The 24,866-nt window shown below is 70.9% G+C and carries 25 protein-coding genes; 16 read left to right on the plus strand and 9 right to left on the minus strand.

Annotated elements, in window-relative coordinates; genetic code table 11:
* Window positions 1-4: 4 nt before the first annotated feature.
* Complete coding sequence (locus ACOACQ_RS09375; protein ID WP_378598290.1) at window positions 5-394, minus strand: hypothetical protein; 390 nt, start codon at window positions 392-394, stop codon at window positions 5-7.
* A gap of 67 nt (window positions 395-461) precedes the next feature.
* Between ACOACQ_RS09375 and ACOACQ_RS09380 the strand changes: the two genes are divergently transcribed.
* Complete coding sequence (locus ACOACQ_RS09380; protein WP_420288125.1) at window positions 462-2,417, plus strand: hypothetical protein; 1,956 nt, start codon at window positions 462-464, stop codon at window positions 2,415-2,417.
* Here ACOACQ_RS09380 and ACOACQ_RS09385 read toward each other — a convergent pair.
* Together ACOACQ_RS09385 and dapD are read right to left on the minus strand one after the other, a co-directional pair.
* The gene (locus ACOACQ_RS09385) at window positions 2,414-3,373 is read right to left on the minus strand and encodes a hypothetical protein (RefSeq protein ID WP_378604929.1); all 960 of its coding nucleotides are present in this window, start codon (window positions 3,371-3,373) and stop codon (window positions 2,414-2,416) included. The two genes, ACOACQ_RS09380 and ACOACQ_RS09385, sit on opposite strands and share 4 nt — an antisense overlap.
* A gap of 41 nt (window positions 3,374-3,414) precedes the next feature.
* Window positions 3,415-4,353, minus strand: a complete 939-nt coding sequence (dapD, locus tag ACOACQ_RS09390; RefSeq protein ID WP_378604926.1) for a 2,3,4,5-tetrahydropyridine-2,6-dicarboxylate N-succinyltransferase — start codon at window positions 4,351-4,353, stop codon at window positions 3,415-3,417.
* 13 nt (window positions 4,354-4,366) lie between these two features.
* Between dapD and ACOACQ_RS09395 the strand changes: the two genes are divergently transcribed.
* On the plus strand, window positions 4,367-4,828 hold the full coding sequence (locus ACOACQ_RS09395; RefSeq protein WP_378606477.1) for a hypothetical protein: 462 nt from the start codon (window positions 4,367-4,369) through the stop codon (window positions 4,826-4,828).
* 1 nt (window position 4,829) lies between these two features.
* Here ACOACQ_RS09395 and ACOACQ_RS09400 read toward each other — a convergent pair whose 3' ends face one another.
* Both ACOACQ_RS09400 and ACOACQ_RS09405 read right to left on the minus strand, forming a co-directional pair.
* Window positions 4,830-5,624: an acyl-CoA thioesterase gene (locus ACOACQ_RS09400; protein WP_420288126.1), complete on the minus strand. Its 795-nt coding sequence runs from the start codon at window positions 5,622-5,624 to the stop codon at window positions 4,830-4,832.
* A gap of 4 nt (window positions 5,625-5,628) precedes the next feature.
* On the minus strand, window positions 5,629-6,135 hold the full coding sequence (locus tag ACOACQ_RS09405; protein WP_420288127.1) for a DinB family protein: 507 nt from the start codon (window positions 6,133-6,135) through the stop codon (window positions 5,629-5,631).
* 273 nt (window positions 6,136-6,408) lie between these two features.
* Between ACOACQ_RS09405 and ileS the strand changes: the two genes are divergently transcribed.
* Window positions 6,409-9,636 (plus strand): isoleucine--tRNA ligase, encoded by a 3,228-nt coding sequence (gene ileS / locus ACOACQ_RS09410; protein WP_420288128.1) that lies wholly within the window; start codon window positions 6,409-6,411, stop codon window positions 9,634-9,636.
* A gap of 6 nt (window positions 9,637-9,642) precedes the next feature.
* On the opposite strand, the gene ACOACQ_RS09415 is transcribed toward ileS, so the two are convergent.
* Entirely contained in the window at window positions 9,643-11,082 is a 1,440-nt protein-coding gene (locus ACOACQ_RS09415; RefSeq protein WP_378604911.1) for a hypothetical protein, read from the minus strand.
* 133 nt (window positions 11,083-11,215) lie between these two features.
* Here ACOACQ_RS09415 and dapE point away from each other — a divergent pair, with 133 nt between their 5' ends.
* The 5 genes from dapE (at window position 11,216) to ACOACQ_RS09440 (ending at window position 15,286) form a co-directional block, all read left to right on the plus strand.
* Complete coding sequence (gene dapE, locus ACOACQ_RS09420; RefSeq protein ID WP_378604908.1) at window positions 11,216-12,310, plus strand: succinyl-diaminopimelate desuccinylase; 1,095 nt, start codon at window positions 11,216-11,218, stop codon at window positions 12,308-12,310.
* Window positions 12,307-13,035 carry a TIGR00730 family Rossman fold protein gene (locus ACOACQ_RS09425; RefSeq protein ID WP_378604905.1) on the plus strand — a complete coding sequence of 243 codons (729 nt, stop codon included), beginning with the start codon at window positions 12,307-12,309 and terminating at the stop codon, window positions 13,033-13,035. Before dapE ends, ACOACQ_RS09425 begins: the two co-directional genes overlap by 4 nt.
* A gap of 13 nt (window positions 13,036-13,048) precedes the next feature.
* Window positions 13,049-13,384, plus strand: coding sequence for a DivIVA domain-containing protein (locus ACOACQ_RS09430; RefSeq protein WP_378604902.1), 336 nt, complete (start codon window positions 13,049-13,051; stop codon window positions 13,382-13,384).
* Between the two features lie 133 nt (window positions 13,385-13,517).
* On the plus strand, window positions 13,518-13,685 hold the full coding sequence (locus tag ACOACQ_RS09435; protein WP_082574114.1) for a DUF3117 domain-containing protein: 168 nt from the start codon (window positions 13,518-13,520) through the stop codon (window positions 13,683-13,685).
* Window positions 13,682-15,286, plus strand: a complete 1,605-nt coding sequence (locus ACOACQ_RS09440; protein WP_378604899.1) for a leucyl aminopeptidase family protein — start codon at window positions 13,682-13,684, stop codon at window positions 15,284-15,286. Before ACOACQ_RS09435 ends, ACOACQ_RS09440 begins: the two co-directional genes overlap by 4 nt.
* A gap of 19 nt (window positions 15,287-15,305) precedes the next feature.
* Here ACOACQ_RS09440 and ACOACQ_RS09445 read toward each other — a convergent pair whose 3' ends face one another.
* Complete coding sequence (locus ACOACQ_RS09445) at window positions 15,306-15,962, minus strand: O-methyltransferase (RefSeq protein WP_378604896.1); 657 nt, start codon at window positions 15,960-15,962, stop codon at window positions 15,306-15,308.
* 175 nt (window positions 15,963-16,137) lie between these two features.
* On the opposite strand from ACOACQ_RS09445, the gene sigE reads away from it, so the two are divergent.
* From sigE to ACOACQ_RS09460, 3 genes are read left to right on the plus strand one after another with little or no spacing between them, the layout of a single operon-like run.
* Entirely contained in the window at window positions 16,138-16,737 is a 600-nt protein-coding gene (gene sigE / locus ACOACQ_RS09450; RefSeq protein ID WP_420288129.1) for an RNA polymerase sigma factor SigE, read from the plus strand.
* Window positions 16,734-17,243 carry an anti-sigma factor family protein gene (locus ACOACQ_RS09455; protein WP_420288130.1) on the plus strand — a complete coding sequence of 170 codons (510 nt, stop codon included), beginning with the start codon at window positions 16,734-16,736 and terminating at the stop codon, window positions 17,241-17,243. Before sigE ends, ACOACQ_RS09455 begins: the two co-directional genes overlap by 4 nt.
* 43 nt (window positions 17,244-17,286) lie before the next feature.
* Window positions 17,287-18,705 (plus strand): S1C family serine protease, encoded by a 1,419-nt coding sequence (locus ACOACQ_RS09460; protein ID WP_378604887.1) that lies wholly within the window; start codon window positions 17,287-17,289, stop codon window positions 18,703-18,705.
* A gap of 13 nt (window positions 18,706-18,718) precedes the next feature.
* On the opposite strand, the gene ACOACQ_RS09465 is transcribed toward ACOACQ_RS09460, so the two are convergent.
* On the minus strand, window positions 18,719-18,952 hold the full coding sequence (locus ACOACQ_RS09465; protein WP_378604884.1) for a helix-turn-helix domain-containing protein: 234 nt from the start codon (window positions 18,950-18,952) through the stop codon (window positions 18,719-18,721).
* Between the two features lie 99 nt (window positions 18,953-19,051).
* Here ACOACQ_RS09465 and ACOACQ_RS09470 point away from each other — a divergent pair, with 99 nt between their 5' ends.
* The 5 genes from ACOACQ_RS09470 (at window position 19,052) to ACOACQ_RS09490 (ending at window position 23,967) form a co-directional block, all read left to right on the plus strand.
* Complete coding sequence (locus tag ACOACQ_RS09470; protein ID WP_420288131.1) at window positions 19,052-19,738, plus strand: hypothetical protein; 687 nt, start codon at window positions 19,052-19,054, stop codon at window positions 19,736-19,738.
* Window positions 19,739-19,745: 7 nt separating this feature from the next.
* Window positions 19,746-20,969, plus strand: coding sequence for an AAA family ATPase (locus ACOACQ_RS09475; protein ID WP_378604878.1), 1,224 nt, complete (start codon window positions 19,746-19,748; stop codon window positions 20,967-20,969).
* Window positions 20,970-20,974: 5 nt separating this feature from the next.
* Window positions 20,975-21,517, plus strand: coding sequence for a cell division protein FtsQ (locus ACOACQ_RS09480; protein ID WP_420288132.1), 543 nt, complete (start codon window positions 20,975-20,977; stop codon window positions 21,515-21,517).
* A 74-nt stretch (window positions 21,518-21,591) separates the two neighbouring features.
* On the plus strand, window positions 21,592-22,314 hold the full coding sequence (locus tag ACOACQ_RS09485; RefSeq protein WP_420288133.1) for a YcnI family protein: 723 nt from the start codon (window positions 21,592-21,594) through the stop codon (window positions 22,312-22,314).
* 3 nt (window positions 22,315-22,317) lie between these two features.
* On the plus strand, window positions 22,318-23,967 hold the full coding sequence (locus tag ACOACQ_RS09490) for a copper resistance protein CopC (RefSeq protein WP_420288134.1): 1,650 nt from the start codon (window positions 22,318-22,320) through the stop codon (window positions 23,965-23,967).
* 19 nt (window positions 23,968-23,986) lie between these two features.
* On the opposite strand, the gene ACOACQ_RS09495 is transcribed toward ACOACQ_RS09490, so the two are convergent.
* Window positions 23,987-24,859 carry a hypothetical protein gene (locus ACOACQ_RS09495; protein ID WP_378604860.1) on the minus strand — a complete coding sequence of 291 codons (873 nt, stop codon included), beginning with the start codon at window positions 24,857-24,859 and terminating at the stop codon, window positions 23,987-23,989.
* Between the last annotated feature and the right edge of the window lie 7 nt (window positions 24,860-24,866).

Below are 24,866 nucleotides of genomic sequence, written 5' to 3' on the forward strand. Positions count from 1 at the left end.
TTCCTCAGGCGGGGATGGTCGCGAGCTTCTCGAGCATGTGGTTCATCGCCTGCAGGTGCTCGTCCTGCGCGCTGAACAGGACCATGTCGGCGTCCTCCTCCACGCGCACCGAGTGGCCCGCGGGCCAGTAGAAGACGTCGCCGCCGCTGCAGAACTCCTGGGAGTCGTCGGAGTAGGTCACCACGACCTTGCCGTTCAGCAGGTAGCCCCAGTGCTCGGCCTGGCAGGCGTCGTCGGGCAGGCCCTGCAGCAGCGGTGCGATGTCGACACCGGCGGCGAGGGTGAAGTACTCGACCGCCAGCGGGCCGGACCCGATGCCGAAGTTGGGGAGGTGGCGGGCGGTCGCGCCGAGGGCATTCATCTTGATCGGGAGGTCGGTCTTCGGGAGGTGCATGACGGGCTCCTGTGGTCGGGGAACTGATTCACCCCTGAGGCGTGACAACCGGTGTCACAATGCGACAGTGACGACCCCCGACACGCCTGCCGCGCTGGAGGCGCGGGCGGTCGAGGCGTACGGCGCGGGTGAGTTCGAGGCCTCGGTCTCCGCCTGGGAGCGCTTGTACGACGTCCAGACAGCCGCCGGCGAACCGGTCGATGCCGCGCGGGCGGCCGCCATGGTCGCCATCAACCTGCTCTGCGAGACCGGCCTGATGGCGCCGGTCCGGGGCTGGACGGCTCGTGCGAAGCGGTCGCTCGGTGACGCACCGGCCGGCCCGGTGCACGCGTTGCTGGCGATCGTCGCTGCGTATGAACGCTTCCTGTCGGGCGACCCGGAGTCGGCGCTGGAGCCCGCGCTGGAGGCGGTCGAGCTCGGCCAGCGGTTCGGCGTCGCTCCGGCGCAGGGCCTGGGCCGGACGGCACTGGCCCGGCTGGCGATCCACGCTGGCGACGTCGACCGCGGGATCGCGATGCTCGACGAGCTGGCGGCCGACCTGGAAGCGGGCGCGTTCGATCCGCTGACCACGGGCAACGTCTACTGCGAGCTGATCTGCGCGGCGCAGTGGGTCGGTCGTCACGACCGCGCGCGGGAGTGGACCGAGACCATGGACCGTTGGCGCCAGGGCCGGGCCTTCGGGGGGACGAACGGCCGCTGCCGGATCCATCGCGCCGAGCTGCTGCGCGTCTCGGGTCCGGCCGCAGCGGCGGAGGAGGAGGCGCTGGCTGCCTGCGTCGAGCTCCGCCCGTGGATGCGTCGAGAGTTCGGGTGGCCGTTGGTCGAGCTGGGCAACATCCGGCTGCTCCGGGGCGATCTCGTCGGCGCCGAGGAGGCCTATCTCGAGGCGCACGAGCGGGCGTGGTCACCGCAGCCGGGGCTCGCCCTGGTGCGGCTGGCGCAGGGACGCGCCGACGTCGCCGAGGAGATGGTGCGCGGCGAGATCGAGTACCCGATGGAGGTGCCGTGGAAGGAACGCCCGCCGTTCGGTGACCTCCGCCTCGCGCCGCTGCTCGCGGCACGATCCGAGATCGCCGAGGTCCGTGGCGACCGGGCCGGAGCCGATGCCGCGGCCGAGGAGCTCACCGCCATCCAGGCCCGTTACCCGAGCCCGGGGATGCGCGCCACGGCCGCGCTGGCCCGCGCTCGCGCGGCACTCGTCGCGGGAACGCCGCATGCTGCGGTGGAACCGGCGCAGACGGCCGTGGCGTGCTGGGCCGACCTCGGGGCGCCGTACGACGTCGCGACCGCGCGAGTCGTCCTCGGGCACGCCCTTCGTGGCACGGGCGCCGAGGACCTTGCGTCGATGGAATGGCGATCGGCGGTGGCCGGGTTCCGGGAGTTCGGGGCCGGGCATCGCGCGGCGGCGGTCGAGGTGCTGCTCGGGGCGGGCGAACAGGCACCCGCCCCGTCCGCCAGCCAGGCAGCCGCCCCGTCCGTCAGCCCAGCCGAGGCGTTCCTCGTGCGTTCCGGTGACCGGTGGGAGATCGGGTGCCGTGATCGTCGGGCATGGGTGCCCGACCTCAAGGGCGTGCACCTGCTGGCCACCCTGGTCGCCGAGCCCGGGCGGGAGTTCCACGTGCTCGACCTGGCGGGGGCCGGGATCGTCGAAGCGGGCCTGCCGGTCCTGGACGACGAGGCCCGGGCGGCGTACCGCCGTCGGCTCGCCGACGTCGAGGACGACCTGGCGGAAGCCGAGCGTGACAACGACGAGGCGCGGCGGATCCTGGCGGAGCGCGACCGCGACTACCTGATGGCAGAGCTGTCGAGCGCGGTCGGGCTCGGCGGTCGGTCGCGGCGATCGGCGGGCACCGTGGAACGCGCCCGCACCAGCGTGACCCGCTCGTTGCGGTACGCCCTGGCCCGGATCAGCGAGCAATTGCCCGACCTGGGTGGCCATCTCGACGCGGCCGTGCGCACCGGCACCTGCTGCAGCTACCGCCCCGACCCGGTGACCCCGCTCGACTGGCGGGTCACGAACTAGTCGAAGACGTCGACGTGGACGTGGTCGCGGTGCTCCAGGATCTTGATGTCACCGGGCGAGTCGGGCGGATCGTAGTCGCGCCAGCCGTCCCGGCCGGCGGTCCAGATCCGGTCGTCGAAGATGACCGTGCGCACGTCGAGGCGTGCGGCGTTGGCCACCAGGTAGTGGGCCATCGCCCAGCCGCGGATGTTGTTCGCGTTGTTGATCGGTCGCACGAACACGTCGATCGCGCGACCTTCGTAGTGCGCGGATCCGTCGATGTGGCCGCTGTCGACGCCGTTGGGCGCGTAGCCGCCGAGCTTGAGGTTGCCGAACCGCTTCAGCAGTTCCTTGCGGGTGGTGTCGGCACGCTCGGTCAGGCCGTTCGGCATCAGCTCGTCGCTGACGGAAGGAGCGCCGCCGTCGAGGTCGCAGGTGAAGGTGGCGGGGGAGTAGCCGGCGAGGGCGGAGGCCAGGGCCCGGCCGTCGGCCTCGTGGTCGGCGTACGCGTCGGGGAAGGCGGACCGTTGGACCTTCTGCGCGGCGACCGTGATCTCCATGTCCTCGTAGCCGTCGATCTTGACCAGTGCGTCGTAGAACGCGTTGGTGGAGTAGATCGGGTCGAGGATCTGTTCGCGGGTGCCCCAGCCCTGCGACGGGCGCTGCTGGAACAGGCCGATCGAGTCGCGGTCGCCGTAGTCGATGTTGTCGAGCTTCGACTCCTGGTAGGCGGTGGCCAGCGCGATGGACGCTGCTCGCGCAGGCAGGCCCCGTCGTACGGCGATCGAGGCGATCAGGGACGCGTACTCGGCCTGCTCGGCGTCGATCTTGACGCTGTGCTGGTCGACCGTGACCTTGCAGTCACCGTCCGGTCCGCCGACCAGGTCGTCGGTCACCTTGAGGATGGCAATGCTCACGCCGGCGACGCTCGCCAGCACGGCGATGCCGACCACGACCGACGTTGCTCTGCGCTTCACGGCTCCCAGTCTGCGTGAGTGCTGGTGACGGACAGGCGTTGTCAGTTGGCGTGCAGGGCGGCGTTGAGGGCGATGCCCTCGCCCTGCCACGGCACGGCTTCGATGGCTCCTGTGACCGAGTTGCGGCGGAACAGCACGTTGCTGGCGCCGGAGAGCTCCCGTGCCTTGATGACCCGCGCCTCCTTGCCGGGCTCGAGCACGGTGACCTTGGTGCCGGCGGTGACGTAGCAGCCCGCCTCGACGACACAGTCGTCGCCGAGCGAGATGCCGATGCCGGCGTTGGCGCCCAGCAGGCAGCGCTGGCCGATCGAGACGACTTCCTTGCCGCCGCCCGACAGGGTGCCCATGATCGAGGCGCCGCCGCCCACGTCGGAGCCGTCACCGACGACGACGCCGGCGGAGATCCGGCCCTCGACCATCGACGTGCCGAGCGTGCCGGCGTTGAAGTTCACGAAGCCCTCGTGCATGACCGTGGTGCCCTCGGCCAGGTGAGCACCGAGCCGGACCCGGTCGGCGTCGGCGATCCGCACGCCACCGGGGATGACGTAGTCGACCAGGCGCGGGAACTTGTCGATGCCGAAGACGGTGACGTGCTTGCCGGCGGCCTGCAGGCGGGCGCGGGTGAGCTCGAAGCCCTCGATCGAGCAGGGGCCGGCGGAGGTCCACACGACGTTGGTCAGCAGGCCGAAGACGCCGTCGAGGTTCTGCCCGTGGGGCGCGACGAGGCGGTGCGAGAGCAGGTGCAGCCGCAGCCACACGTCGGCGGTGCTCGCGGGAGCCGTCGCCAGGTCGGCGATCTCGACGAGCTCGACCCTGCGGGTCACCCCGCGTGCCTCGTCGGAGCCCTCGAGGGCCGCCAGGTCGGCCGGCGACACGGCGTCAGCCGGCTTCTCGCCCAGTGCGGGACTCGGGAACCAGACGTCGAGAACGGTCTGGTCGGCGGCGTACGTCGTCAGGCCGAAGCCCCATGCGGCAGTCACGTGAGGAGATTCTATGGGGTGGCGGAACCGACGACGTGTCGGCACCGTCGCAGCGGGCATGACTCTCGGCGTGAAAGCCAGCATGACGCTCCTGCCGTTCCTCCTGATCCCGTTGCTCACCGCGTGCGGCGACGACGAACCAGCCGCGCCGGTCGAACTCGAGTTCACCGTCCAGGCCTGGACCGGCGCGCAGCGTGAACAACCCGCACCGAGCACGTCGTCGGTCATCCTCGGCGAGTTCGAATCCTTCTCGGTGCCTGTTGCCGGCGAGGAACTGCTGATCACCGTCGTCAAGATCGACGACGACAAGATCCGCCTGGAGACCAGCAGGAAGATGGCGCCACGGGGAGACGGCGGCGGGATCAACCTCAACGACACCACCGACGAGTTCAGCCTCGACCGCGCCGATCAGGTCGAGTTCAGTACGCCGACCACCGACGCGGGTACGACGGTGACCGTTGCTGAGGTCAGCTGAATCATCCGTTGCTGAGGATCGCCAATTGCCGCGACTGCGCGATCAACCGCCCCTGGTCGTCCCAGAGCTCGACGTCCTCGTCGTGGTAGCCGGCGAGGACGTGGCGGGTGACGACGTGGCCCAGGGCCCAGACGGTCTCGGGGCGGCGGCGGAAGTGCACGGTGAGCTGGATGGTGGCCGAGGCGAGGTGGCCGATCTCGGCGGTGACGGGCGGGAACGCGTCGGTCATCGCGCCCGCGAGCAGGGCGTCGACCGGACGTTCGTCGGTGGCGCGGATCCAGCAGAGCGACTCCGTGGTGCCCGAGGGCTTGCCGGTGAGCCACCCGGGGATCACTGGCGCGCGGTAGGTGTAGCGGTCGAGGATCGGCACCATGCCCGGTGACATCAGCGCGCTGACGTCCTGGCAGTCCTCCGGCCGCGGTACGACGGGTGCCTGGTGCGGTGCGTGGTCGAACGTGCCGGCGGCGTCCCAGTCATGGGTGCTCACCACCGCGTGCGCGATCTCCTTGCCGGCCTGGACCAGCACGGCGTCGTACGTGGAGACGCGACGTCCGGCGCGCACCTCGCGAACCGTGATGTCACCGGGGCCCGGGAGCCCCGGGCGGAAGAAGGTGATGGCGATGCTGAGTGCGTCGGGGTGGGCCGATTCCTGCAGCGCGGCGTGGAGCAGCAGCGCGAGGATGTAGCCGCCGTTGGGCGTCTGGTTGGCCGTGTTCCAGTCCGCCGTCAGCTGGACCCGGTGGACGCCGTCGGCAGTGCGCTCGGACGCGACCGCGTCGTCGAGGAGATGACTCACCCGGTCATTCTCCCGTGCGGCCGTCGATGCACTCGCGGAGGAGGTCGGCATGGCCGGTGTGGCGGGCGTACTCCTCGATCATGTGCACGAGGATGTCGCGCGCACTCGCCGTCTCGGTCCCGTCGCGGAACGTCACGACCGTGGCGAGATCGGCGTCGGTCTGCCGGTCCGCCCATTCGTCGGCGAGCGCGACCTGCTCGCGCCAGGCAACGAACGCCTCGTCGACGTCGGCCTGGGTGGCGTCCCGCTCGGTGATGGCAGCGAAGCCGGCGTCACCGTCGTCGTCGTGCAGGCGGGGGCCGGGTGCACCCTGCAACGCCATCTGGAACCAGAAGTGCTCCACCCGCGCCAGGTGGCGGAGCAGGCCGAGCAGGCTGAGGTTGCTCGGGGGCACGGAGCGGCGAGCGAGCTCACCGGGGGCGAGGTCCTCGAGCTTTCGGCTGAACATCTTGCGGTACTCGCCGAGGTAGTCGCGGTAGTTGGCCAGTTCGCCGGCGGCAGCATCAGACATGCGCCCACCGTAGGAGGTCCGCGCAATCCCATTTTCCCAAGGACCCCCGGCCGCCGTACGCTGGGGGCACCAGCGTTTGAGCCGTCATCAGCGGCGAGCTCCGGGAAGAAAGCCGCAAGGCAAGTAGAACCCGGCGGGTAGGCCCGTCACAGCATTGAATGAGAGGTCCCGCAAGGGGCAAGCAGGGTGGTACCGCGGTCCTGACGGATCGTCCCTGGGTTTCGACAAGCTCTACCAACGAAATCCGCAGACGACGCAGGAGACCGAAGCCAGATGACCTATCCGAAGGTCACCACCGACCCGACCGCCGACCCGAACAACGGGCAGGGTGCCGTTCCCGGCTCCCCGAAGTTCCCCGCCATCGAGGAGGGGGTCCTGGCCTACTGGGCCGAGGACGACACGTTCCGGGCGTCGGTCGAGCAGCGCGACCCGGGCGCCTCCGGCGAGAACGAGTTCGTCTTCTACGACGGCCCGCCGTTCGCCAACGGTCTCCCGCACTACGGCCACCTGCTCACCGGCTACGTCAAGGACATCGTGCCGCGCTACCAGACGATGCGCGGCAAGAGGGTCGAGCGCCGCTTCGGCTGGGACACCCACGGCCTGCCCGCCGAGCTCGAGGCGATGCGCCTCAACGGCATCAAGACCACCGACGAGATCGTCGAGATGGGCATCGACAAGTTCAACGACGCCTGTCGCGCCTCGGTGCTCAAGTACTCCGGCGAGTGGCGCGAGTACGTCACCCGCCAGGCGCGCTGGGTCGACTTCGACAACGACTACAAGACGATGAACCCCGAGTTCATGGAGTCGGTCCTGTGGGCCTTCAAGGGCCTGTTCGACAAGGGCCTCGTCTACGAGGGCTTCCGGATCCTGCCGTACTGCTGGAACGACGAGACCCCGCTCTCCAACCACGAGCTGCGGATGGACGACGACGTCTACCAGGACCGTCAGGACCCCGCCCTCACCGTCGGGTTCCGCCTCGACTCCGGCGAGCTCGCGCTGGTCTGGACCACGACGCCGTGGACCCTGCCGTCCAACATGGGTATCGCCGTCGGCCCGTCGATCGAGTACGTCGTCGTCGAGTCCGACCTGCCCACCGGCTCCGCGGAGCGGTACCTCCTGGCCAAGGCCCGGCTGGCGTCGTACGCGAAGGAGCTGGGGGAGGAACCGAACGTCGTCGAGACGCTGACCGGCGCCGACCTCGCGGGTCGCAGCTACACGCCGCCGTTCACCTACTACGCCGGCGCCGACAACGCACACCGCGTGCTGGTTGCCGACTTCGTGACCGTCGAGGACGGCACCGGGCTGGTGCACCTCGCGCCCGGCTTCGGTGAGGACGACAAGGCGATCCTCGACGCGGCAGGTGTCGAGACCGTCGTACCCGTCGGCAAGGACGGGCGCTTCACGTTCCCGGTGACCGACTACGAAGGCATGCAGGTCTTCGACGCGAACCCGCACATCATCGGTGACCTCAAGGCCGCGACCGCCTCGGTCAGCCCGGGCACGGTGCTGCTGCGCCGCGAGTCCTACAACCACTCCTACCCGCACTGCTGGCGCTGCCGCGAACCCCTGATCTACATGGCCGTCTCGTCGTGGTTCGTCGAGGTCACCAAGATCAAGGACCGGATGGGGGAGCTCAACCAGGACATCCGCTGGACCCCCGAGCACATCAAGGACGGCCAGTTCGGTCGCTGGCTCGAGAACGCCCGCGACTGGTCGATCACCCGCAACCGCTTCTGGGGCAGCCCGGTCCCGGTGTGGAAGAGCGACGACCCCACGTACCCGCGGATCGACGTCTACGGCTCCTTCGACGAGATCGAGCGCGACTTCGGCCGCCTGCCGGTCAACGCCCAGGGCCTGCGCGACCTCCACCGCCCGTGGATCGACGACCTGACCCGACCCAACCCCGACGACCCGACCGGCAGGTCGACGATGCGTCGCGTCTCCGACGTGCTCGACGTGTGGTTCGACTCGGGCTCGATGAGCTTCGCCCAGGTGCACTACCCGTTCGAGAACACCGACTGGTTCGAGCAGCACTTCCCGGCGGACTTCATCGTCGAGTACATCGGCCAGACCCGCGGCTGGTTCTACACGCTGCACATCCTGGCGACGGCGCTCTTCGACAAGCCGGCGTTCTCGTCGTGCATCAGCCACGGCATCGTGCTGGGCTCCGACGGCAACAAGATGTCGAAGTCGCTGCGCAACTACCCCGACGTGTCCGAGGTCTTCGACCGCGACGGCGCCGACGCGATGCGCTGGTTCCTCATGGCCAGCCCGATCCTGCGCGGTGGCAACCTCGTGGTGACCGAGCAGGGCATCCGCGAGGCCGTGCGCCAGGTGATGATCCCGCTGTGGAACACGTGGTACTTCTTCGCGCTCTACGCCAACGCCGAGCACTACGACGCCCAGGGCTCGACGGACTCGAGCGACCCGCTCGACCGCTACCTGCTCGCCAAGACCAGGCAGTACGTCGACAAGCTGACCGCCGAGCTCGACGAGTACGCGATCGCGGATGCCTGCGAGACCACGCGTGCGTTCTTCGACGTGCTGACCAACTGGTACGTCCGCCGCTCCCGCGAGCGGTTCTGGGAGGGCAAGCCGGAAGCGTTCGAGACGCTGGCCGCGGTGCTCGACGTCGTGTGCCGGGCCATCGCCCCGCTGCTGCCGTTGACCACCGAGGAGATCTGGCGCGGCCTGACCGGCGAGCGCTCGGTGCACCTGGCCGACTGGCCCGACGTGTCGGCCCTGCCGGCAGATGACGCGCTCGTCGCTGCGATGGACCAGGTCCGCGAGGTCTGCTCGGCGACGTCCGCACTGCGCAAGGCCGCCCGGCTGCGCAACCGGCTGCCGCTCGCGCAGCTCACCGTCGTGGTGGCCGACCCGACCGCACTCGAGCCGTTCAGCGAGATCATCGCCGACGAGCTCAACGTGAAGTCGGTGCGCCTGGTGGCCGCCGACTCCGACGAGGCCGAGGGCTACGGCGTGGAGCAGAAGCTCACCGTCAACGCTCGTGCGGCCGGTCCGCGCCTCGGCAAGGACGTCCAGCTCGCCATCAAGGGCTCGAAGACGGGCGACTGGTCCGTGGCCGAGGACGGCACCGTCACCTCGGGCGGCCTCGCGCTCGTCGAAGGGGAGTACTCCTTGGAGACGGCGGTCGGTGATGCCGCCGAGGGCGCCGCGACGGGCATGCTGCCGACCGGCGGCTTCGTCGTCCTCGACACCGTCGTGACGCCCGAGCTCGCCGAGGAGGGCCTCGCCCGTGACCTCGTCCGTGCGGTCCAGCAGGCCCGCAAGGACGGCGGCCTCGACGTGACCGACCGGATCGAGCTCGTCGTGTCCGGTTCGGCGGCGGTCCTGGCGGCAGCCACCACGCACGAGGCGCTGATCGCGGGGGAGACCCTCGCGACGTCGTACACCGTCAGCGCCGGGGCGGACGCCGAGGGCGCCACCGCGGTCGTCGTGGGTGACGGTGAACAGGCCGCCATCCGTCTGGCGCTGGCCTGACCCGCGTCAGAACGGCTGCGGGCCGCCGTGTCGACGCGGCGGCGGGGGCGGCGGCACGTACGGGTCCTGCCAGCCGAGCTCGGCGCCTTCCAGCTCCTTGTAGTTGGCGCCGAGCTTGTCCTTCGCCCAGCCGTCGCTGTCGCGGAAGTACCCCGCTGCCTCGGCCAGTGACTCGCCGGCCCGGACGACCTCGGCGCCGGTGTCGTTGAGCAGGGGCGTGATCTGGTAGGCGAGGTCGCGCCACGCGAAGTAGCAGCCGTAGCTGCCGAGCCCGACGATGCCGGTGCGGATCCAGGCGTTGATCTGGTTGCTGCTCTCGACCTGGTCGGCAGCCTGGAGGAACGCCCGTGCCACGGTCGGCATGGACTCGTAGCCGATGTGCTCCAGCGTGGAGTACTGCACGTTGATCGTGTCGCCGAGCGGCGCTTCCCCCTGGCCGGGGTGGACGTGGAAGTTCAGGCGGTTCACCGGGTCGTTGACGGCGGCAAGCATGCTCTCGAGCACCATCTGCAGGCCCCGGTCCTGCGCCTCGGCCTTCTCGGTGAGGGTGGTGAAGCCCTTCTTGAAGTCGTTGTAGACGTCGTTGGGCGAGGAACCGCTGTAGGGCAGCTTCGACTCCGTCGGCTTCGGGAGCAGGCCCAGCGCCGTGCTGAGGAAGGAGGTGCCGGCACTCAGCCCCCCGATCGCCGCTGTACCGACACCGGGTCCGATGAAGACCCCCAGCACGCCCGCCGTGGCGTTGGCGACCGTCAGCACGGTCTGGATGGTCTGGAGGTTCGAATAGTCCTTGCGGGTCTGCCGGAACGCCTCCTTCGCGTTGCCGACGAGGTTCGCGACGTCTTCACGGGAGGTCTCGAACAGCTTCTGCGTGCCCGTGATCGCCACCCCCAGCGCGGCCACCGCCTCGCACTGGCCGTCGAGAACCGTCTCCAGGCGCTCGGGTCCGTAGTTGGTGTAGAACGCGCTGATGGTCTGGCCGCCCTGGTCCGGGCTCGGGATGAACTTGCGGATGTAGCCGATCGCCTCCAGGTCCGGGTTCCCGAACTGCGATCCGCCGTTGCCGGTGCCGCCCGCCAGCTTCTGCACGCCCAGCAGGCACTGCGCCTTGGCGTCGTCGAGGACCGAGGGCTTCGGTACGCCGTCCCAGCCGGACACGGCCTGGTCGAGCTTGCTGCGCCAGCCCGACACCATGCCGGCGTACTCGGCAGCGAGCGAGGGGAACGGCTCGGTCGGGCTGGTCGCTCCGATGTTGTAGCCACCGAGCGTGGCGCGACCGTCGAAGTAGACGGTCTGCACGCTCGAGCTCTCGCCGTAGTTCTCGGTCTTGACGACGTAGTCCTTGCCGTTGTCGTAGTCCCAGCCGTCCCGCCGGGTGAGGTCGGCGAAGGCGGCCTCGCGGGCCGCGTCGTCGAGAAGTGAATCGAGTTGTTCGTAGTCGAAGGCCATCCTGCTTCTCCCGAGATCGACAAACCTGTTCTGGTGACCCTTCCGGGATACCCCGCGCAGATTTTCGCGAAACCATCGGTGAAGCCGGGCCCGGATGGGTGGGTGCCGTGGGCCGGCCTGCTTGACTGGTCAGGTGAGTCCGCCGCACCCCCTCGACCTGTCCGCCGATGTCGTCTCCCTGACCCGGGCGCTGGTCGACATCGAGTCGGTCAGCCGCAACGAGCAGGCGATCGCCGACACCGTTGAGGCGGCGCTCGTGGCACTGCCGCACCTCGCAGTCAGCCGGCACGGCAACACCCTCGTCGCGCGCACCGAGCTGGGCAGGGCGTCGCGGGTCGTCATCGCGGGCCACCTCGACACGGTGCCCCTCAACGACAACCTGCCGAGCCGCCTCGAGGACGGCCTCCTGCACGGCCTGGGCACCTGCGACATGAAGGGTGGCGACGCGGTCATCCTGCGTCTCGCCGCGACGGTGCCCGAGCCGGTGCACGACGTGACCTTCGTGCTCTACGACTGCGAGGAGATCGACTCCGCACTCAACGGACTGCGCCTGCTCAGCGAGTCGGACCCGGCGTTGCTGGAAGCGGACTTCGCGATCCTGATGGAGCCGTCGAACGCCGTGGTCGAGGCCGGGTGCCAGGGCACCCTGCGCGTCGATGTCCGCACGCGCGGCGAGCGGGCCCATTCCGCCCGCAGCTGGAAGGGCGTCAACGCGATCCACGCAGCGGCCGCCGTACTCACCCGCTTGAACGAGTACGACGCCCGGCGGCCCGTGATCGACGGGCTGGAGTACCACGAGGGGCTCAACGCGGTGGGGATCAGCGGTGGCGTCGCCGGCAACGTCATTCCCGACGAATGCGTCGTCACCGTGAACTTCCGGTTCGCGCCCGACCGTTCGGAGGCCGAGGCCCTTGCGTTCGTGCGGGAGTTCTTCGACGGCTTCGACATCACCTTGACCGACTCCGCGCCCGGGGCGCTGCCGGGGCTCGAACAGCCTGCGGCGCGGGCCTTCGTGGACGCAGTCGGTGGCGTGGTCAACCCGAAGTTCGGGTGGACCGACGTGGCCCGGTTCACCGCGCTGGGGGTGCCGGCCGTCAACTACGGACCGGGCGACCCCCTCCTCGCGCACAAGCAGGAGGAGTTCGTCGAGGTGGCGCAGATCGAGCAGTGCGAACAGCAGTTGCGGCAGTGGCTACTCGGACACCCGACGCGGGAGGATCAACCATGACGAGGCGAAACGGACCAGGACCGCGGCCGAGCAAGGGTCGTCCTGAGGGCTCCACGACCGACCAGCGACTGCTGGACAGCCGTGGCGACGGCGGCTGGGTGCACACCGACACGTGGCGGGTGCTGAAGATCCAGGCGGAGTTCGTCGAGGGCTTCAACGACCTCGCCGAGCTCGGTCCGGCGATCTCGGTCTTCGGTTCGGCGCGCATCACCCCGACGCACCCCGCCTATGACATCGGCGTGCGGGTCGGCGCGGGGCTGGCCAAGGCCGGCTTCGCTGTCATCACCGGCGGTGGCCCCGGCGCGATGGAGGCCGCCAACAAGGGTGCGATGGAGGCCGGCGGCGAGAGCGTGGGCCTCGGCATCGAGCTCCCGTGGGAGGCCAAGCTCAACGACTACGTGGCCTTCGGGCTGAACTTCCGGTACTTCTTCGTCCGCAAGATGATGTTCGTGAAGTACTCGCAGGGCTACGTCGTCCTGCCGGGCGGCATCGGCACCCTGGACGAGCTCTTCGAGGCGATGACGCTGTCGCAGACCCTCAAGATCACCCAGTTCCCGATCGTCCTGATGGGTGTGGAGTACTGGCAGGGCCTGATCGACTGGATGCAGGGCTCCATGCTGGCGGACGCCCGCATCAAGCAGACCGACATCGACATGCTGACCCTGACCGATGACGTCGACGAGGCCGTCGCACTGATGGTCGCCGCCCGCGAGCGGCACGCGTGAGGAGGCGCCGCACATGTCCCATCCGATGATGTGGGTCTTCGCCGTCCTCATCGTGCTCGCCATGGGCGGAGTGGCGATGCTGGCCGCCGGACACGGCGAGCCGATGGCCCCGGCATACGACGACCGCCCCGATGCGCTGGTCCCTGCCGATCGCAGGATCGAGGCCGGCGATCTCCGCAAGATCCGTTTCTCGCTGGCGTTCCGCGGTTATCGAATGTCGGAGGTCGACGCGCTGCTCACCCGGATGGCGGCGGAGATGGAGCCGCGCGCAAAGGTCAGGACCCCCGATTATTGGGGGCATTCGACCGCCGAGAAGTCCGACGACGCCACCGGCGACCCTTCGGACTGAACGCCCGCCCCTGAGGCGACACCGACCCGTGGCTGCGCGGTTTGTGTGGCATGGGCGATAATGGTGCAGCGCACAAGTCGGGTGCACAGGGCGCACGACAAACTCGCAGAAGTTAGTGGAAGAGGGGTGCCGCATGGCGGCAATGAAGCCTCGGACCGGCGACGGTCCGCTCGAGGTCACCAAGGAGGGGCGCGGCATCGTGATGCGCGTTCCGCTCGAGGGCGGTGGCCGACTCGTGGTCGAGCTCAACGCCGAGGAGGCCTCTGCGCTCGGCGACGCGCTCAAGACTGTGGTCGGGTGACCCCACCCGCTGCTTCCAGCACCCGGGAACCGGCCCTTCCGGGTCAGGTCTCACCTCCGGAGTTCGCGCTCAGCGAGCTCCTGCCCGGCGCCATCATCGGCGTCGATGTCGTCGCGCTCCCGGTGCTGCCGGGTGACGCCGAGGTGCCCTTCCTGCTGGGGCCGGGGGCAGCGGAACTCGCCGACGAGCTCGATCTCGACCTCGTCGGCATCGGCGAGGTCCACGGACTGACCGGAGCGACCGCCGAGGTCGCCACCGTCCCGGTCCCCGGCGGTACGACGACCAATCCCGACCTGCGCCTGGTGGTCCTGGTCGGCGTCGGTGCCGGCCGGCCGATCGACCTGCGCCGGGCGGGCGCCGCGCTGGCGCGTGCGACCTTCGACCGCGACGCCGTCGCCACCTCGATCCCGGTCGTTGCCGACGCCGAGCTGTCCGACGTCCATGCGTCGGTCGAGGCCTTCGTTGTCGGCACCATGCTGGGGAGCTTCGTCTTCCACTGGCGTTCCCAGGGACCTGAGCGGCTGCCGGTGCGCCGCGTCGTCGTCGCGGGCCCGGAGATCGCCGGTGACCGGGCGGTGCTGGAGCGCGCGGTCGCGCTCGGCGGTGCCGGATGGCGCTCGCGGCTGCTGGCGACCGTGCCGGCCAACCTGAAGAACCCCGCCTGGCTGGCCACGCAGGCCGAGCAGATCGCGGCCGCCGCCGGGCTCGACCTGCAGGTCTGGGACGAGCAGGACCTCGCCAGCGAGGGATTCGGCGGCATCCTTGCCGTCGGCGCCGCGTCGGCATCCCCGCCGCGACTGATCCGGCTGGACTACACGCCCCGCGGTGTCAGCGCCCGCGCAGCGAAGAAGCTTCCCCTCGTGGTGCTCGTCGGCAAGGGCATCACGTTCGACACCGGCGGCCTCTCGATCAAGCCGGCCGCCTCCATGGCGTCGATGAAGCGCGACATGACGGGCGGCGGCGTCGTCCTGGCCACCATGGCCGCGCTGGCCGACGTCGACTGCCCGGTGCGCGTCATCGGCCTGGTCGCGGCCGCCGAGAACGCCATCTCCGGCAGCGCGCTGCGTCCGGGTGACGTCATCCGGCACTGGGGTGGGCGCACCACCGAGGTCGGCAACACCGACGCCGAGGGCCGGTTGGTCCTGGCCGACACCCTCGCGTACGCCGTCACCGAGCTGGCCCCTGATCTCATCCTCGACATCGCGACCCTCACTGGAGCCGTGAAAGTCGCGCTCGGCCAGCAGGTGGCCGGCCTGTTCGCGACCGACGACGCGCTCGCCGCTGCATTGACCGCCGCCGGTGAACAGTCGGGCGAGCCGCTGTGGCGCTTCCCCCTCTACGACGGCTACGAGGACAAGCTGGCGTCGAAGATCGCCGACGCGAGCAATGACCCCGGGGGAGCCGGCGCGATCACCGCAGCCCTCTTCCTGCGCCACTTCGTGGGCGACGTCCCGTGGGCACACCTCGACATCGCCTCGGTGGGCGACGTGGAGAAGGAGTGGCACGAGTGGACGGTCGGGCCCTCAGGCTTCGGAGCGCGCTTGCTGCTGACCTGGCTCGGCTCGACGGAGCCGCTGGACGGAATCGTCGCCGACTCCTAGACGGGCTCGGCCCCAGTGGTCAGTCCGTTTCCGGGATCCATTCCTTCTTGGCCAGCAACAGGCCGTCGCCGACCGGCAGCAACACGGGCACGAGGCCCTCGGTCGCTGCGACCTGCTGGACGAGGTCCCGGATCGCGACGGTCTCGTCGTCGCGTACGGCCGGGTCCGCGACCTTGCCGTGCCACAGGGCGTTGTCGAACGCGACCACGCCGCCGGGACGGAGCAGGCGCAGCGCCTCGGTGAGGTAGGCGCCGTACTCACGCTTGTCGCCGTCGGCGAAGACCAGGTCGTAGTGGCCGTCGGTGAGGCGGGGGAGGACGTCGAGCGCGGAGCCGGCGATGGTGCGGGCCCGGTTGGGGGCCACGCCGGCGTCCTTGAAGGACTCGCGCGCGAGGCGCTGGTGCTCGGCCTCGACGTCGACGGTGGTCAGGACGCCGTCCGAGCGCATCCCGCGCAGCAGCCAGACGCCGGAGACGCCGGTGCCGGTGCCGATCTCGACCACGGCGCGCGCTTCGAGCACGGAGGCGAGGAAGCACAGGGCCGCGCCGCCGCCGGAGCCGATCGGGGTCACGCCGACCTCTTCGGACCGTGCGCGGGCAGCGGCCAGGACGTCGTCCTCGACGACGTAGGTGTCGGCGTACGTCCAGCTGGATGCGTTGATCGGTGTCGGAGCCACGGTTCTCACCCTAAGGCTCACGGCGGCGCAGGCGGCGGACCCGCCGCCGGGAACACAGGATCCTCTCCGATCGTTGTGGCCAATGTTGGGGGAGTTCACAGGGAACGCTCAGGACCCGGCTCTACGGTGAGAGGACCAGACCACGTTGGTACTGACGCAGCGGAAGAAGGCCACGATGAAGGAGCCCGTCGATCCCCAGGTCCCCGAACAGGACCTGAACTGGGAATCGATCGTGGAGCAGCACTCCGATCGCGTCTATCGCCTTGCGCTCCGTCTGACCGGCAACCGCCACGATGCCGAGGACCTCACGCAGGAAGTGTTCGTGCGGGTGTTCCGTTCGCTGCACACCTACACGCCCGGCACGTTCGAGGGCTGGCTGCACCGGATCACCACCAACCTCTTTCTCGACACAGCCCGCCGCAAGCAGCGGATCCGGTTCGACACGCTGTCCGACGAGCGTGCCTCCCGGCTCGCGAGCGCTTCCCCCGCGCCCGAGATCGCGTACGCCGACCTGAACTTCGAGGACGACGTCGAGGCTGCCCTGGCGTCCCTGCCGCCGGACTTCCGTGCCGCGGTCGTGCTCTGCGACATCGAGGGCCTCAGCTACGAGGAGATCGCCGACATCCTCGGTGCCAAGCTCGGCACCGTCCGTTCGCGCATCCACCGCGGTCGTGCACTGCTCCGCAGTGCCCTCGCGCACCGGGCTCCGCAGGGCGACCGCACCCGCTACCTCGGCCCCGCCACCGTTTCCCTCGCCGGTGGAGCGGCCGGATGATCGGTCACCTCGGCAACCGCGTCAGTGCCCTGCTCGACGGACAGCTCTCCGCGAAGGACACCGAGGAGGCGTGGGCACACGTCTACTCCTGTCACGCGTGCCGCGACCTCGTCGAGCGGGAGGGCTGGGTGAAGACGCGCCTGGCCGGCCTGTGCGGCGGCGAGCGGATGGCGCCGTCGGACCTCAAGGGTTCGCTGCTCAGCATGCCGCCGGGTGACGCCCTGCTCGCCGGCGGTGGTCACGGCCAGCGCCGCGGCGCGGGCGTCGCGATGATCGGGGGCGGCGCACTGGGCGCAGCGATGCTGGGTGTCCTGGCGTTCGGGCTCAACCCGGGTGGCGTGCCGCCGACGGATCGTCGGCCCCCGACCACCCAGATCGACTCCGTCCTGCCGTCGACTCCCACCCCGACGCCCGCCACGACGCCGGTCGCCGGCAACGGCGCGTCCACGGTCTCGACCACCCTGACGACCGTGCTGCGCATGCCCGTGCGCGGGATGCTGCCGTAACCCGCATCCGGTCCCGGCTGGGTGGATCAGACATGATGACGACGTGAACGACGCGCACGACGAGTACGACGCCGACCGGGAACCCACCGAGCCGATCGAGGGGACCGAAGTGGTCCCCCCTGGCCCCGTGGGCGAGGAGGCCCCTGTCGAGACCGCTCCGCAGTGGGCGCCGCCGGCGCCGGGTGCCCAGCCCGTTCCCCCGGCCGTCCGCCCTGAATCGGCCCCGGAGCCGACGCTCCCGATGCCGACGCTCGCTCCGTCGCTGATGCCTCCCGCTCCGGCCGCCCCGCCGACGCCCGCCGACCTGTCGGTCCGGCGCCCGGTCCTGCCGACCCCTCACGTCGAGCGTGGCTCCGGCCCCTCGCGCCGCATCTGGCCCGCCGTGGCCCTGCTGTCCCTCGTGGTCGGTCTCGGCGGTGGGTTCCTCGGTGCCCTCGCGTACGACAAGGTCTCCGATGACGACGCGGGCACCGGTTTCGCCGACGGCGGGCTGTCCGACGTCGACCTCGAGGAGCTGCCGCCGCTCGAGGCGCCCGGATCGATCGCCGCCGTGGCGCAGGCCGTGCTCCCCAGCACCGTCCAGATCCTCGCGGAGTACGACGGCCAGGCGGCCGGTGCGACCGGCTCCGGCTGGGTGATGGACGGCAACGGTCACATCATCACCAACAACCACGTCGTGGCATCCGCCGCGAAGAGCAAGGGCCCGATCGTGGTCGTCGACCACGACCGCAACCGCTACGAAGCCACCGTGGTCGGGCTCAGCCCGGTCTACGACCTGGCGGTCCTGTCGGTGAAGGACTTCAAGGACCTGGTCCCCGCGAAGCTCGGCTACTCGAAGAAGCTGCGGGTCGGTGAGCCGGTGGTGGCCATCGGATCGCCCCTCAGCCTCCCGGACACGGTCACCTCCGGCATCGTGAGCTACCTGCAGCGCCCGGTGACGACCGGTTCGTCGGCCGACGACTCGTCGTACATCAACGCGGTGCAGACGGACGCAGCGATCAACCCGGGCAACTCGGGTGGCCCACTGGTCAACATGCAGGGCGAGGTGATCGGCGTGAACTCGGCGATCGCCACGGCAGGCGGCGGCTCGATCGACTCCGACGCCGGCAACATCGGGGTCGGCTTCGCGATCCCCGTCGAGCAGGTGCGCGTCACCGCCGACCAGATCCTCAAGACCGGCAAGGCGCAGTACCCCGTGATCGGCGCCAAGGTGAAGACGGGCGGCATCCCTACCGGCGACGGCGCCGTGCTCGACGAGATCCTGGCCAAGAGCCCGGCCAAGGACGCCGGCCTGCGCAAGGGTGACCTGATCACCCACATCAACGGCGCCCGGGTCAGCGACGGCATCGCGCTGATCGTCGCTATCCGCAGCTACCAGCCCGGACAGACCATCGAGTTCACCGTCAAGCGCGGCAACAACGACCGGAAGGTGAAGGTCGTCCTCGACGGCGAGGACGGCTGAGCGCCGCCCGAGGTCAGTCGGCGTCGGAGTCCACGAAGGGGTGCTCGGCGACGTACTTCTCGGCTGACCTGTACTGCTCCGCGATGTACTCCTCGAGGCGCGAGCCCTCGACACGCCACTGGCCGCGGCCGCCGATCTTGATCGCAGGCAGGTCGCCGCGACGCACGAGGGCGTAGACCTGCGCGCTGGAGGTGTTGAGCACCTCAGCGACGTCGGCGAGCGTGAGGAATCGTGGGGTACCGCTCATGGCTCCATCGTTGCACTCCGCCCGGTCGGCTGCACCGGCGGCGCGGCGGGCTGTGGACGACCAGGTGACGTTCGGCGCCCCGCACTGCATGATGTTCGCGTGTCCAGAGATCTCGGGATTTCTCCGGGCGCGCCCGTACCGCCGCAGGCCACCCGCGTGGCACGGCCGGGCTGGCGTGACCCCAGGTTGTGGATCGGCGTTGCGCTGGTCACCGGTTCGGTCGTCCTCGGAGCGCGGCTGCTCGCCGCTGCCGACGACACGGTGCAGGTCTGGGCGCTGGCCCAGGACCGTGGCAGCGGGTCGCCGGTCGTGAGCGAGGACCTGCAGGTGGAGCGGATCCGCTTCACGGACGACTCCGCGTTGGGGCGCTACTTCCCGGCCGACGAACCCGTGCCCGCTGACCTGGTCCTGACCCGCGCGGTGGGCGCCGGGGAGCTGCTGGCCCGATCCGCGGTCGGGGAGTCCGACGCCGAGGAGGTGCTGCGGGTGCCGCTCGAGGTCGACCCGAACCGGGTGCCGCCCGATGTCGACACCGGGTCGGTCGTCGACGTGTGGGTGAGCGACGGAGCCGGGCTCGCCAAGGGAGCCCGCTCCGAGGACCTCGAGGCCGACGGGCCCGCCCTCAGCGAGGTGACCGTCGTGGCGGCGCCGGAGTACGACGACACGTTCGCGGTCACGGGTGCGCGCCAGCTGGTCGTGGCGGTCGACGATCCGCGAGCCGCGGAGTTCGAACGCCTGCTCAGCTCCCTCCAGGACCCGGTCATCCGGATCCTGCAACGGTCCTGAGGCCGCGATGATCGTCGTACTGCTGGTGTCGAGCGGCGCCGCGTGGGAGTCGCGTGGCCTCGCCGCCCTCCAGGACCATCCGGGGACCGTCGTGCTCAAGCGCTGCGTGGACGTGGACGACCTGCTCGCCGCGGCCAGCACCGGCCAGGCCGAGGTCGCCGTCCTCGGCGTCGACCTGCCCGGGCTGGACCAGGGTGTCGTCGACGACCTGACCCGGTACGGCGTCCGCGTGGTCGGGATCGCGACCGGACCGGACGTCACCCAGCCCCGGGCCGCCCGGATCGGGATCACGACGCTGCTCGATGCGGCCCGGATCGACGAGCTCGGTGCGCTCGTGACGGCGCTGCCTGCCGACGCGACGTTGCCGGCAGCGTCGGTGCCGTTGCCGGGTGAGGACCCCGCGCCCACGCTCGACGGCGCCCTCGCCGGCCGCGTGATCGCTGTCTGGGGACCCGGCGGCGCCCCGGGCCGAACCATGCTGGCGTCGGGTGTCGCCGCAGAGCTGGCCCGTCGCGGGCTCTCCACGCTGCTCGTCGACGCCGACCCCTACGGCGGAGCCGTGGCCCAACAGCTCGGGATCCTGGACGAGGTGTCGGGGCTGCTCGCTGCCGCCCGGCTCGTCGCGTCCGGAACGCTGGAGCAGCGCTTCGTCTCCGTGCAGCGCCGCCTGTCCGACCAGCTGCGCGTCATCACCGGGCTCCCGCGTGCCGACCGCTGGGTGGAGGTCCGGCCGGGATCGCTGACGGAGATCGTGGAGGCGGCGCGTCGCGGCGGCCAGGTGGTCATCGACACCGGCTTCAGCATCGAGCACGACACGGCCAGCGACCTGGGCCGGCCCGGGCGCAACGACCTGACCCGCGAAGCGCTCGAGATCGCCGACGAGGTCCTGCTGGTCGGCTCGGCCGACCCGGTGGGCCTGGCCCGGCTGGCGCGGGCGATGACCGAGCTCAACGAGCTCCTCGTCAACCCGCCGGTGCGGATCGTCGTCAACCGGATGCGACCGACGCTGGGCTGGCGCGAGCCGGACGTCGTGGCGATGCTGAACGGGTTCGGAACCAGCCTCGGGGTTCACTTCCTGCCCGACGACCAGCCGGCCGTCGACAAGGCCCTGGTGGCCGGGCGGCTCCTGGTCGAGTCCGGCGACTCGGCGCTGACCCGCGCGATCGGCGCGCTGCTGGATGCGATGGCCAGCACGCGAACGCGTGGCCTTGCGGGTCGTCCGGCAAGATAGGGGCCGTGTTGACCGTCCGCCGTACCCCGCGCACCCGCGTGGCCGTACCGGCGACGATCGGCAGCCTCGAGAGCGTCGCGGCGCTCGCCCTGGCGCACATGGCGGCCGGGGGAGAGGTGCCGGGGGCACTCTGGCTGACCGCCTTCGGCGGTCTCGTGTACGCCGCCAGCGTGGTCGTGCTGCGCCGCAAGGCCGGGATCCGGGTGGTCCTCCCGGTGCTCGTCGGCGCGCAGGTGCTCGGCCATGCGTGGCTGGTCGCCCTGAGCCCGGGCGCGCATGCGACCCACGGCCACGACGCCGGGTTCCTGGGCCTGACGCCCGGCATGCTCGCGGCGCACGCCCTCGCAGCCGCGGTCACGGGGCTCATGTGGGCCGTGCGGCGCCGCGCGGTCGTCGTACTCCTGGCGTGGTCGGACCTCGGGCGCCTGCCCGCGCCGGTCCGCACTGCCGTGCCGGGCAGGCAGGCCGTCACCACCCTGGTCTCCCGCCGCTTCCTGGCGATCGCACCGACGCGCGGCCCTCCGGCCGGCGCCGCCGCGATCGCCTGATCCCTCCCGTCCGGGAGGTGCTCGGGCAGTCGCTGCTGCCCCGACCCACCTCACCGAAGACAGAGAGAGAACTCATGAACGTCCGACGCTTCACCCTGCCCGCCCTCAGTGGCACCGCCGCCCTCGCGATCGTCGCCCTGTCGGCCGGCGCCGCCAGCGCGCACGTCACGGTCACGCCCAACGTCACCTCGGCCGGTTCGTACGCCGTGCTGACCTTCAGCGTGGGCCACGGCTGCGAGGGCTCGCCGACCACGAAGCTGGCCATCGCGATGCCGGAGGAGATCCCCTCGGTGACCCCGACGGTCAACCCGAGCTGGACGATCGAGAAGGTCGCCGAGAAGCTGGACGAACCGATCAAGGACGCGCACGGCAACGAGCTCACCGAGCGGATCGCCAAGGTCGTCTACACGGCGAAGACGCCGCTGGTCGACGGCTACCGCGACACCGTCGAGCTGTCCGTGCAGCTGCCGGACGCGGCGGGGGAGACGCTGGCCTTCCCCGTGGTGCAGAGCTGCGCCAAGGGCGAGACCGGCTGGATCGAGACCACGGCTGAGGGCCAGGACGCCGAGGAGCTCGAGCACCCGGCCCCGACGGTGACCATCACCGAGGCGTCGGGCGAGGGCCACCACGGCGGCGCCGCAGGCGACGAGAAGGCCGACGCCGAGGACGGCGACCACGAGGCCGGGGACGCCGACGGCGAGGACGGCAACGGCCTCGCCATCGGCGGACTGGTCGCCGGTCTCGGCGGCCTCGCCCTCGGCGGCGTGGCCCTGGCCCGCTCCGGCAAGAAGGCCTGATCCGTGCGGCGTGTGCCGGGGCTGGTCCTCGCCCTCCTGATCGCCGCGGTCGCGGTGGTCGGGTGGGCGGCTCCGGCGTCGGCACACGCCACGCTCGTCTCCACCGACCCCGCCGAGGGGGCGGTGCTGGCCGAGGCTCCGGCCGAGGTCACCTTCACCTTCGACGAGTCGGTGCAGCTGGTCCCGAAGGGGCTGTTGGCGTTCGACGCCTCCGGCGACCCGGTCGACATCGAGCCCTCGGCGAGCGGCGTCGAGGTGCAGGGTGATCTCCCCGACGACCTCGCTGACGGCACCTACGTCGTCACCTGGCGCGTCGTGTCCGCCGACGGGCACCCGATCGCCGGCTCGCTGACCTTCCACGTCGGGGCCCCGAGCGCGAAGGTCGAGGCGCCGAAGGTCGGCCCGGCGGACCCGGGAGCGCTGCCGACGATCCAGGCGATCGTCCACGGCCTCGACTACGTCGCCCTGCTGCTCGCCGGTGGCCTCGCGTTCTTCCTCGCCTGGACGGCGCGGGGGGTTCGCCTCACCGATGTCGTACGACGACGCCTGGTCCGCCTCCTGCGCGGCTCGGCGGTCGTGGCGGTCGTGGCCGCCGCGGTCGCCGTACCGCTGTCGGGGGCGTACCAGCTGGGCTCCGGCCCGGGCGGTGTGTTCGACCCGGCCTCGCTCGATCCCGACCTGGTGCGCGAGGACCTGGTCGTCCTGGCCCTGCAGGCGCTCGGGCTCGCTGCGGCCGCCTGGTCCGCGCCACGGCCGAAGTCGGCCCTGACCACGGACCTTGTCACGGCGCTCGCGGTCTGGTCGCCCGCCCTCGTGGGCCACACCCGCGCCTACGAACCCGGCACGCTGCTGGTCGTCACCGACGCCCTCCACCTCACGGCGGGCGCGGTCTGGCTCGGTGGCCTCGTCGGCCTGGCCGTCACCCTGCCCGCGATCGCCGGGCGCCCGCGGGACGCCGTACAGCTCCTGAGCCGGTTCTCGACGGTGGCCGCGGGCCTGCTCGCCGTGCTGTCGGCGTCCGGGGTCCTGCTCGGCTGGCGGATCGTCGGTTCGTGGTCGCGGCTCTTCGGCGAGACCTACGGCCGGCTGCTGCTGGTCAAGGTCGCCCTCGTGCTGGTCGTGGTCGCGATGGCCGCGTGGAACCGGTACCGCCTCGTGCCGCAGGTGACCGGCGGTGTGGGCCACGACGTCCAGCGCAAGGCCACCGGGCTGGTCCGCCGGGTCGTCGTCGGGGAGGCCGCGGTCCTCGTCGCCGTCCTGGGGGTCACCGGCTTCCTCACCCAGAAGCCGCCGGGCGGCGAACCGCCGGCCCAGCCGACGACCGCCGACACCGGCGTCGTCACCGGCATCGCGAACGACGACCTCAAGGTCCTCGCCGTGCTCGACGCCGGCTCCGGCCTCCAGCGTCGGCTGATCGTCCAGGTGCAGGACACCGCCGGCGAGCCCCTCGACCTGTACGACGTCCCGGCGGTCGCCCTGCGATCGGGCGACGGGGAGGTCGACCTCGGCGAGGTGCCGGTGGTGCCGACCGCGACGGGCACCTACGTCGCCGACGTCGTGTTCCCGACGCCCGGGACGTGGGTGCTCCAGGTCAGTGTCCGGGTGGACGAGTTCACCAGCCCGGTCACCACGGTGGACCTGCTGGTCGAGTGACCAGCAGGCCTGCCCCGGGTCAGCCCTTGCCGAGCTCGGAGTACTTGACGGTGTCGGCGTCCTTCGGTGCGGTGATGTCGACGTCCACGCCGTAGTCGGAGTACGTCTGCACGCTCTTCGACGTGTTGCCCTGGATGTCGAACTCGATGCTGAACTTCACCGGACGGTCGTCTCCGTCGACCCACATGTCGAACGGGAGCTTCGGCGGCAGGATGCCGGCCACCTCGGCGGGGAGACCGAGCTCCTTGACGTAGTTCGAGGTGACCATGACGGCCTTGTAGTGGCGGGCCTTCACGCCGCTGACCGTCTCGGTGCCGACGAGCTCGAGCGCGTCCAGCTTGCCCATGGCCCGGAGTGCGACCTCGGGGTCCGCCGCGGCGGCGATGCCCGCGAGCGGGTTGTCGGCGTTCTCCGGGTCCTTCGGGTCGAACTTGAGCCACTTGCCGGCGGGAATGCCCAGGCCCTCGCCCTTGAGATAGATGACGCCGTTGGCGATGACGGTCTCGATCTGCTGCGGGCTGGACGCGGTGCTCTTCGCGTGGCCCCGGAACCCGCCGTCCTCGTAGATCGCCTCGGAGTTGAGCTCCGTGGTGATGCCGGCCGTCGACGTGGTCGACTTCGACCGGAAGCTGCCCGCGTCCTGCTGGGCACGGATCACGGTCGTGAAGAACGTGTCCTTGTCGAGGTCCGACGAGCCGGCGCCACCGTCCGACGACGCACTGTCCCCGGTCGTGGCTCCGGACGTCGCTTCGCTCGCGCCGGTGTCGCTGGAGGAACCGCCGATCGGCTTGCTGCCCGACTTGTCGCCGTCCCCGTCGTCGCTGCAGCCGGCGAGGAGCAGGGTGGAGGTCAGAAGGACGGCGATCGCGGTACGTGCGGGCCTGAGGTTCATGGGTCTC

This window comes from Nocardioides sp. CPCC 206347, from assembly GCF_048654605.1.
Taxonomy (GTDB): domain Bacteria; phylum Actinomycetota; class Actinomycetes; order Propionibacteriales; family Nocardioidaceae; genus Nocardioides.

Excerpts from the sequence above, each read along its gene's own strand:
- ACOACQ_RS09455 (WP_420288130.1), top strand. The coding sequence starts at position 16,734 with ATGATCGGTCACCTCGGCAACCGCGTCAGTGCCCTGCTCGACGGACAG.
- ACOACQ_RS09435 (WP_082574114.1), top strand. The coding sequence starts at position 13,518 with ATGGCGGCAATGAAGCCTCGGACCGGCGACGGTCCGCTCGAGGTCACC.
- ACOACQ_RS09485 (WP_420288133.1), top strand. The coding sequence starts at position 21,592 with ATGAACGTCCGACGCTTCACCCTGCCCGCCCTCAGTGGCACCGCCGCC.
- ACOACQ_RS09425 (WP_378604905.1), top strand. The coding sequence starts at position 12,307 with ATGACGAGGCGAAACGGACCAGGACCGCGGCCGAGCAAGGGTCGTCCT.
- ACOACQ_RS09495 (WP_378604860.1), bottom strand. The coding sequence starts at position 24,859 with ATGAACCTCAGGCCCGCACGTACCGCGATCGCCGTCCTTCTGACCTCC.
- ACOACQ_RS09430 (WP_378604902.1), top strand. The coding sequence starts at position 13,049 with ATGTCCCATCCGATGATGTGGGTCTTCGCCGTCCTCATCGTGCTCGCC.
- ACOACQ_RS09375 (WP_378598290.1), bottom strand. The coding sequence starts at position 394 with ATGCACCTCCCGAAGACCGACCTCCCGATCAAGATGAATGCCCTCGGC.
- sigE (WP_420288129.1), top strand. The coding sequence starts at position 16,138 with ATGAAGGAGCCCGTCGATCCCCAGGTCCCCGAACAGGACCTGAACTGG.
- ACOACQ_RS09475 (WP_378604878.1), top strand. The coding sequence starts at position 19,746 with ATGATCGTCGTACTGCTGGTGTCGAGCGGCGCCGCGTGGGAGTCGCGT.
- ACOACQ_RS09415 (WP_378604911.1), bottom strand. The coding sequence starts at position 11,082 with ATGGCCTTCGACTACGAACAACTCGATTCACTTCTCGACGACGCGGCC.
- ACOACQ_RS09395 (WP_378606477.1), top strand. The coding sequence starts at position 4,367 with ATGGGGTGGCGGAACCGACGACGTGTCGGCACCGTCGCAGCGGGCATG.
- ACOACQ_RS09465 (WP_378604884.1), bottom strand. The coding sequence starts at position 18,952 with ATGAGCGGTACCCCACGATTCCTCACGCTCGCCGACGTCGCTGAGGTG.
- ileS (WP_420288128.1), top strand. The coding sequence starts at position 6,409 with ATGACCTATCCGAAGGTCACCACCGACCCGACCGCCGACCCGAACAAC.
- ACOACQ_RS09405 (WP_420288127.1), bottom strand. The coding sequence starts at position 6,135 with ATGTCTGATGCTGCCGCCGGCGAACTGGCCAACTACCGCGACTACCTC.